This window comes from Sinosporangium siamense, assembly GCF_016863435.1.
In the GTDB taxonomy this organism is placed as follows: Bacteria; Actinomycetota; Actinomycetes; order Streptosporangiales; family Streptosporangiaceae; genus Sinosporangium; species Sinosporangium siamense.
Genome location: NZ_BOOW01000005.1, coordinates 38,731 through 45,267, shown reverse-complemented (window position 1 = coordinate 45,267; position 6,537 = coordinate 38,731). Strand labels below are relative to the sequence as shown.

Annotated in this window: 7 protein-coding genes; 3 read left to right on the top strand and 4 right to left on the bottom strand. The window is 66.0% G+C overall.

Going from position 1 to position 6,537, the window contains the following annotated elements; all coding sequences use genetic code 11:
* Nucleotides 1–46 precede the first annotated feature (46 nt).
* From Ssi02_RS02025 to ctaC, 4 genes are all read right to left on the bottom strand, one after another.
* The gene (locus tag Ssi02_RS02025) at nucleotides 47–1,276 is read right to left on the bottom strand and encodes a L,D-transpeptidase (protein ID WP_239128526.1); all 1,230 of its coding nucleotides are present in this window, start codon (nucleotides 1,274–1,276) and stop codon (nucleotides 47–49) included.
* 267 nt (nucleotides 1,277–1,543) lie between these two features.
* Complete coding sequence (locus Ssi02_RS02020) at nucleotides 1,544–1,939, bottom strand: cytochrome c oxidase subunit 4 (RefSeq protein WP_204020441.1); 396 nt, start codon at nucleotides 1,937–1,939, stop codon at nucleotides 1,544–1,546.
* Entirely contained in the window at nucleotides 1,936–3,543 is a 1,608-nt protein-coding gene (ctaD, locus tag Ssi02_RS02015; RefSeq protein ID WP_373870074.1) for an aa3-type cytochrome oxidase subunit I, read from the bottom strand. The genes Ssi02_RS02020 and ctaD overlap by 4 nt, the downstream gene beginning before the upstream one ends.
* 62 nt (nucleotides 3,544–3,605) lie before the next feature.
* A complete protein-coding gene (gene ctaC / locus Ssi02_RS02010) occupies nucleotides 3,606–4,424 on the bottom strand; it encodes an aa3-type cytochrome oxidase subunit II (RefSeq protein WP_204020437.1) in 819 nt (272 codons plus the stop codon).
* Nucleotides 4,425–4,557: 133 nt separating this feature from the next.
* On the opposite strand from ctaC, the gene Ssi02_RS02005 reads away from it, so the two are divergent.
* From Ssi02_RS02005 to Ssi02_RS01995, 3 genes are read left to right on the top strand one after another with little or no spacing between them, the layout of a single operon-like run.
* Nucleotides 4,558–5,691, top strand: a complete 1,134-nt coding sequence (locus tag Ssi02_RS02005) for a cysteine desulfurase family protein (protein ID WP_204020435.1) — start codon at nucleotides 4,558–4,560, stop codon at nucleotides 5,689–5,691.
* On the top strand, nucleotides 5,691–5,948 hold the full coding sequence (locus Ssi02_RS02000) for a sulfurtransferase TusA family protein (protein ID WP_373870072.1): 258 nt from the start codon (nucleotides 5,691–5,693) through the stop codon (nucleotides 5,946–5,948). The genes Ssi02_RS02005 and Ssi02_RS02000 overlap by 1 nt, the downstream gene beginning before the upstream one ends.
* 54 nt (nucleotides 5,949–6,002) lie before the next feature.
* Nucleotides 6,003–6,437 carry a CBS domain-containing protein gene (locus Ssi02_RS01995; protein WP_204020431.1) on the top strand — a complete coding sequence of 145 codons (435 nt, stop codon included), beginning with the start codon at nucleotides 6,003–6,005 and terminating at the stop codon, nucleotides 6,435–6,437.
* Nucleotides 6,438–6,537: the final 100 nt, after the last annotated feature.

Here is a 6,537-nt window from a genome sequence, read left to right as displayed (position 1 = left end):
CACTACGGCGAAGCACTGGCCGGCTTCCGCCGTACACGACCTCGCGTCACAGTTTTTCGGTGTCGAAGCCCAGGGAGACGGCGCTGCCCTTGACCCAGCGGTGCCAGGGCATCTGCCACTGGCCCCAGCCGTTGAAGGGTTCGAGCTCGCGCGGGCTGCCCGTGACGTTGATGGGGTCGCCGCGCAGGGTGTTGCGCATGAACCACCTGGCGTTCTCCGGAGCGACGTTGACGCAGCCGTGGCTGACGTTGGCGCTGCCCTGGGAGCCGACGGACCAGGGGGCGCCGTGGACATACTCGCCGCTGTTCGAGATGCGCACGTTGCTGTAGACGGTCTGCCGGTAGTAGCCGGGGCATCCCGGGCCGCAGCCGACGGTCGAGGAGTCCATGATCACGACGGGTTCCATGGACATGGCGATGTGTTTGCCGTTGGTGGTGTAATACTTCGTCACGCCGCCGCGGCCGGCGCTGATCCCGAAGTTCCTGATCACCCTGCCGTTTCGCCGCACCTTCATCATGTGCGTGTCGGTGTTCACCGTGCTGACCTGAGTGCGGCCGACGGCGAACTCGTGGGTGAAGTCCTGGGTGGCGTAGCGCCCGTTGTCGACCTCGACCCCTCTGAGCTGGCCGATGAGTTTGACCTTGGTGTTGCTCGGCCAATACTCGCGGGGGCGGAAGTGCACCGTGGTGCCGTCCACCCAGTGCCAGGCGCCCTCGACGCGCTTGGAGGTGACGACGCGCAGGTTGCGTTCGACGTCGACCCGGTTGTTGACCTCGCGGTCGAAGGTGATCATGATCGGCATGCCCACCCCGACGGTCTCCCCCTTGGTGGGCGTGATGTCCTTGATCGCGAAGGGTGCGGTGGACTTCACCGTGCTGAAGGTGCTGTCGACCTTCGTGGCCTTCCCTGAGGGGTTGGCCGCGGTGGCGCTGACGGTGTAGGTGGTGCCGGGCGCCATGCTGCGGCTGCTGCGCCACTGGGTGCGGTCGGCGCTGAGCACGCCCTTGACGGCCTCACCCCGTCCTCCGGCCGCGCGTACGGTGACCGCCGTCAGGGTCCCTCCGTACGTCGAGATGAGGACCGTGGTGTCGGGGGTGACCGGCCCCACCCTGCCCGAGGGAACGACGCTGATGGCCGCCTCGGCCGTCGTGGGCGCCTTCCCGTCCCCTGACTCCTCCCCGGCGCCGCCGACGGCGCAGGAGGCGATGAGGGCCATACCGAGCAGACCGGCGCCGTGGAGCGTTCCACGTAGTGAGTGACGTCCCTGTACGACCACGTGAATCCCCCCGTCACGTCACCGATCTTCCCATTCGGAGTTATTACCCCGGGATGATCCGCAGGCACATCGAACACACCAAGCGAACGGCAAAGAAGCCCAAAAGCGGGTGCCCCTAAAAGGGGCACCCGTTCTATTTCTCCGTTATCACCGACGGAACCAGGTTTCACGGACACAGCTATAAGCACCGGCACGAAACGACGATCAGGGCGGAACAACAAGAGGGCCCCTCCTGAACGGAGGAGCCCTCTCATCAAACACGCCGGGTCAGTGCGAGAAGTTGCCCCGGTAGTACTGGAAGACGAAGCCGATCATGGACATGATGACGGCGAACACGCCGATCATGAACAGCCACCAGCCGATGACGAACCCGAAGAAGGTCAGCGCGACGGCGAGGCAGACGAACAGCGGCCACCAGCTGTGCGGCGGGAAGAAGCCGAGCTCCCCCGCGCCGTCACTGATCTCACCCAGCTTGTCGTCCTCCGGCTGGTCCCCGATCCGCTTAGCGGTGTACATCAGGTAGTAGCCGATCATGAAGGCGAACCCCGTGGAGATCGCCAGCGCCGCGGTGCCCGCGGGCTCACGTGACCAGAACCAGTAGACGACGTCGGCCGCGGCGAAGAAGATGCCGCAGAGCAGGAAGAGCCACCCCTGGACCTTCATGAGGACTCACCCTCCAACTGAGGCTTGGCCGAAACGTGCGGGTAGTGCAGGTCGAACGCGGGACGCTCGGACCTGATGCGCGGCAGCGAGGTGAAGTTGTGCCGCGGCGGCGGGCAGGAGGTCGCCCATTCCAGCGAGCCGCCGAAGCCCCACGGGTCGTCCACCGTGACCTTAGGCGCGTTACGCCAGGTGGTCCACACATTGTAGAAGAAGAACAGCGTGGAGGCACCGAGGACGAAGGCGCCGATCGACGAGATCATGTTGAGGTCGGTGAAGTCGTCGATCGGGCTGTAGTCCGCGTAGCGCCGCGGGAAGCCGACGACGCCCAGCCAGTGCTGCACGAGGAAGGTCGCGTGGAAGCCGATGAACAGCGTCCAGAAGTGCCACTTGCCCAGCTTGTCGTTGAGCATCTTGCCGGTGAACTTCGGCCACCAGAAGTAGAAGCCGGCGAACATCGCGAAGACGACGGTGCCGAAGACCACGTAGTGGAAGTGGGCGACGACAAAGTAGCTGTCGCTGATCGCGAAGTCGAGCGGCGGCGAGGCCAGGATGACACCGGTCAGACCACCGAGAAGGAAGGTGATCAGGAAGCCCACCGAGAACAACATGGGTGACTCGAAGCTGAGATGCCCTCGCCACATCGTGCCGATCCAGTTGAAGAACTTCACTCCGGTCGGCACCGCGATGAGGAAGGTCATGAAGGAGAAGAACGGCAGCAGCACTTGCCCCGTCGGGAACATGTGGTGGGCCCACACGGTGACCGACAGGCCGGCGATGGCGATGGTCGCGCTGACCAGGCCAATGTAGCCGAAGAGCGGCTTGCGGCTGAAGACCGGGAAGATCTCCGTCACGATGCCGAAGAACGGCAGGGCGATGATGTAGACCTCGGGATGGCCGAAGAACCAGAAGAGGTGCTGCCACAGCATCGCGCCGCCGGTCTCGGGAGCGAAGATCAGCGTCCCGAGCTTACGATCGGCCTCAAGGGCGAGCAGCGCGGCGGCGAGCACCGGGAAGGCCAGCAGCACCAGGATCGAGGTGAGCAGGACGTTCCAGGTGAACATCGGCATGCGGAACATCGTCATGCCGGGGGCGCGCATGCAGATGATCGTGGTGATGAAGTTGACGGCGCCGAGGATGGTGCCGAGGCCCGACATCGCCAGACCCATGATCCACAGGTCTCCACCCATGCCAGGCGAGCTGATCGCGTTGGACAGCGGCGTGTAGGCGAACCATCCGAAGCTGGCCGCGCCGTTGGGGGTGAAGAAGCCCGAGACGGCGATGATGCTGCCGAAGAGGTAGAGCCAGTAGCTCACCATGTTGAGACGCGGGAAGGCCACGTCGGGGGCGCCGATCTGGAGCGGCATCAGCTCGTTGGCGAAACCCGCGAACAGCGGGGTCGCGAACATCAGCAGCATGATCGTGCCGTGCATGGTGAACAGCTGGTTGAACTGCTCGTTGCTCGTGATCTGCAGACCGGGCTGTGCCAGCTCGGCCCGCATGATCAGCGCCATCACGCCGCCGATCAGGAAGAAGATGAACGACGTGATGAGGTAAAGGTGACCGATGATCTTGTGGTCGGTCGTCGACAGCCATTTGGCCAGCACGTGCCCGCGGCTGGTCGGCTTGGCGCCCCCGAGGGACGGGCGGACCGGGTGGTCGATGGCGGTCACTGGGTCCTCCCAGCCTGGCCGGCGATGTAGGCGTCGTATTCGGCCTGAGGCACGAGCTTCACCGAGAACAGCATGCGGCTGTGGTCGGTACCGCAAAGCTCGGCGCAACGGCCCGCGTAAATGCCGGGCTTGTTGAGCGTTGTGATCTCAAACTTGTTGTTCTTGTTGATGTTGCCCGGGATCACGTCGCGCTTGAAGAGGAACGACGGCACCCAGAAGGAGTGGATGACGTCGGGCGAGTGAAGCTCGAACAACACCTTCTTGTTGACCGGCAGCACAAGCTGCGGGCCCTTGTCGTAGTCGCTCACCGGCACGCCGACGACCTCGGCCTTCTTGCCCTGGTAGTCGGTGGTGAAGCGCCAGCTCCACTGGAAGGCCTCAACCTTGACCTTGACGTCCGGGGACTTCGAGAACTCACCCAGGTAGTTCTGGTCGCGCGCGGTGAAGTAGAAGAACACCGAGACCATGACGATCGGGACGACCGTGTAGAGGATCTCGATCGGCAGGTTGTAGCGCACCTGCGGCGGAAGCTCTTCCTTGCTGTTCTTCTTCTTCCGGTGGAAGAGGCACGCCCACAGGATGAGAGCCATAACGACAACACCCGTGGCGATGGCGGCGATCCAGGACCCGTTCCAGAGGTTCTGGACTACCTCGGCCTGCTCGGTGATGTTGACGGGCATGCCGCCACGGGACCACTCGTCAAGTGCCTCACTGCTGCAGCCCGTCGCGGACACCACCAGCAGCGCCAGAGCCGCCGCACGTGGCACCCTGCGCCGGGCCAACGGACGCCGTACAGCACGGCGGGTCGGACTCACGGATCGCCTACCCCACAGAATGAAAGCCCAGGGCGGAAGCCCGGGGCGGTCGTTTCGATATTCACGCATTGGTGGGGACACATTAGCGCGGACTGATGCCGCCCCTGTTCCCAGCCCCCGTTAGTGTCGAGCTGTGGCGTACTTCGACGCGGCGTCGACCGAGCCGCTTCATCCCCAGGCCAGACAGGCACTGATCGCGGCGCTGGACGTCGGCTGGTCAGATCCCTCCCGACTCTACGGGCCGTCGCGGCGTGCACGCATGCTTCTCGATCAAGCGCGCGCGGAGATCGCCGAGGTGCTGGGGGCACGGCCCGACGAGGTGTCGTTCACCACGTCGGGCACCCAGGCGGTGCACCTCGGCGTGCTCGGCACGCTGTCGGGCAGGCGCCGGGCCGGCCGCCGGCTGGTGACGAGCGCCGTGGAGCACTCCAGCGTGCTCCACGCCGCCGGCACGCACGAGCGTGACGGCGGCACGGTGGAGACCGTGGGCGTCCGGCGCACCGGCGCGGTGGATCCTGCGGCCTTCGAGGCGGCGGTGCTGGAGCCGGGCACGGCTCTGGCCTGCCTGCAGACGGCCAACCACGAGGTGGGCACCCTCCAGCCGGTGGCGGCGGCGGCCGAGGCGTGCCGTAATGCCGGGGTGCCGCTCCTGGTGGACGCGGCCCAGACGGCGGGGCGCGTGCCGGTTCCCGCGGGCTGGTCGGTGCTGACGGCGAGTGCCCACAAGTGGGGCGGCCCCGCGGGTGTGGGCGTGCTGGCGGTGCGCAAGGGCACCCGCTGGCGCTCGCCGCTGCCCGAGGACGAGCGTGAGGGCCGCCGCGTGCCCGGCTTCGAGAACGTGCCCGCGGTGGTGGCCGCCGCCGCGGCGCTGCGGGCGATGGCGGCCGAGGCGGGCACGGAGATGACCCGCCTGTCGGGATTGATCGATCGCATGCGCAAGACCATCCCGGAGATCGTGCCGGACGTGGAGATCATCGGAGATCCGGACGAGCGGGCGCCGCACATCCTGACCTTTTCGTGCCTCTATGTCGAAGGTGAGGCGTTGTTGACTGCATTGGACACCCTTGGTTTTGCGGTTTCGTCAGGAAGCTCCTGTACGGCGAGTACGCTTCGTCCATCGCATGTTTTGGAGGCCATGGGCGTGATCACACATGGAAACGTGCGTGTGTCGCTGCCGCGGGGTGTGGCGGCGGCCGAGATCGACCGGTTCCTCGCCGTCCTCCCGGATGTCGTGCGCCGGATTCGCGAAGACGCTGGGGTGAGATGATGAGCAGGCCGACCGAGACTGCGCCGCAGCCCGCGCTGACGATCGACGCGCTGGGCAAGAAGTGCCCGATCCCCATCATCATGCTCGCGGAGCAGATCAACCAGGTGCCGATGAACTCGGTGGTCGCGGTGCTCGCCGACGATCCCGCCGCCTTCACCGACGTGCCCGCCTGGTGCAGGCTCAAGTCCCACCACCACGTCGGCAGTTACGACCTGCCGCAGGGGGGCTGGGCCATTCACGTGCGCAGAAATTACTGAACCCGGACAAAAGGGGTATGACCCACTAAGTCATCTCATTTCAGGGGGGACATGATGACTTGTGGAGAAACCCATGAGCACGCCCGCGATCTGATGACTGCGGGTGCACGCTGCGTCGAAGCCCATGAGACTCTCGACAGAGCCGCCCAGATGATGCGGGACATGGGCGTGGGGGCCCTGCCCATCTGCGGCAGCGACGACCGGCTCAAGGGCATCATCACCGACCGCGACATCGTCGTCAGGTGCGTGGCCGAGGGCCACGACCCGAGCACGGTGCGGGCGGGTGACCTCGCCACCGGCCTGGTGTGGGTCGACGCCGAGGCCGGTGTGGCCGAAGCGCTCTCGATCATGGAGCGGCACCAGATCCGCCGGCTGCCCGTCATCGAGAACCACAGGATCGTCGGCATGATCAGCGAGGCCGACCTCGCGAGACACCTGCCCGACGACCAGCTCGCACACTTCGTGCACAGGATCTACGCCGGAGTGTGACCGGCACCGCTCCCCGCCGCCCGCCGGGCCCCGCGTCCAGGGGCTCAGGCGGGCGGCGGGAGCCCGAACCGCCCACGAGAACCCCGGAGTGCTCTCAGAG

Excerpts from the sequence above, each read along its gene's own strand:
- Ssi02_RS02020 (WP_204020441.1), bottom strand. The coding sequence starts at position 1,939 with ATGAAGGTCCAGGGGTGGCTCTTCCTGCTCTGCGGCATCTTCTTCGCC.
- Ssi02_RS02000 (WP_373870072.1), top strand. The coding sequence starts at position 5,691 with ATGAGCAGGCCGACCGAGACTGCGCCGCAGCCCGCGCTGACGATCGAC.
- Ssi02_RS01995 (WP_204020431.1), top strand. The coding sequence starts at position 6,003 with ATGACTTGTGGAGAAACCCATGAGCACGCCCGCGATCTGATGACTGCG.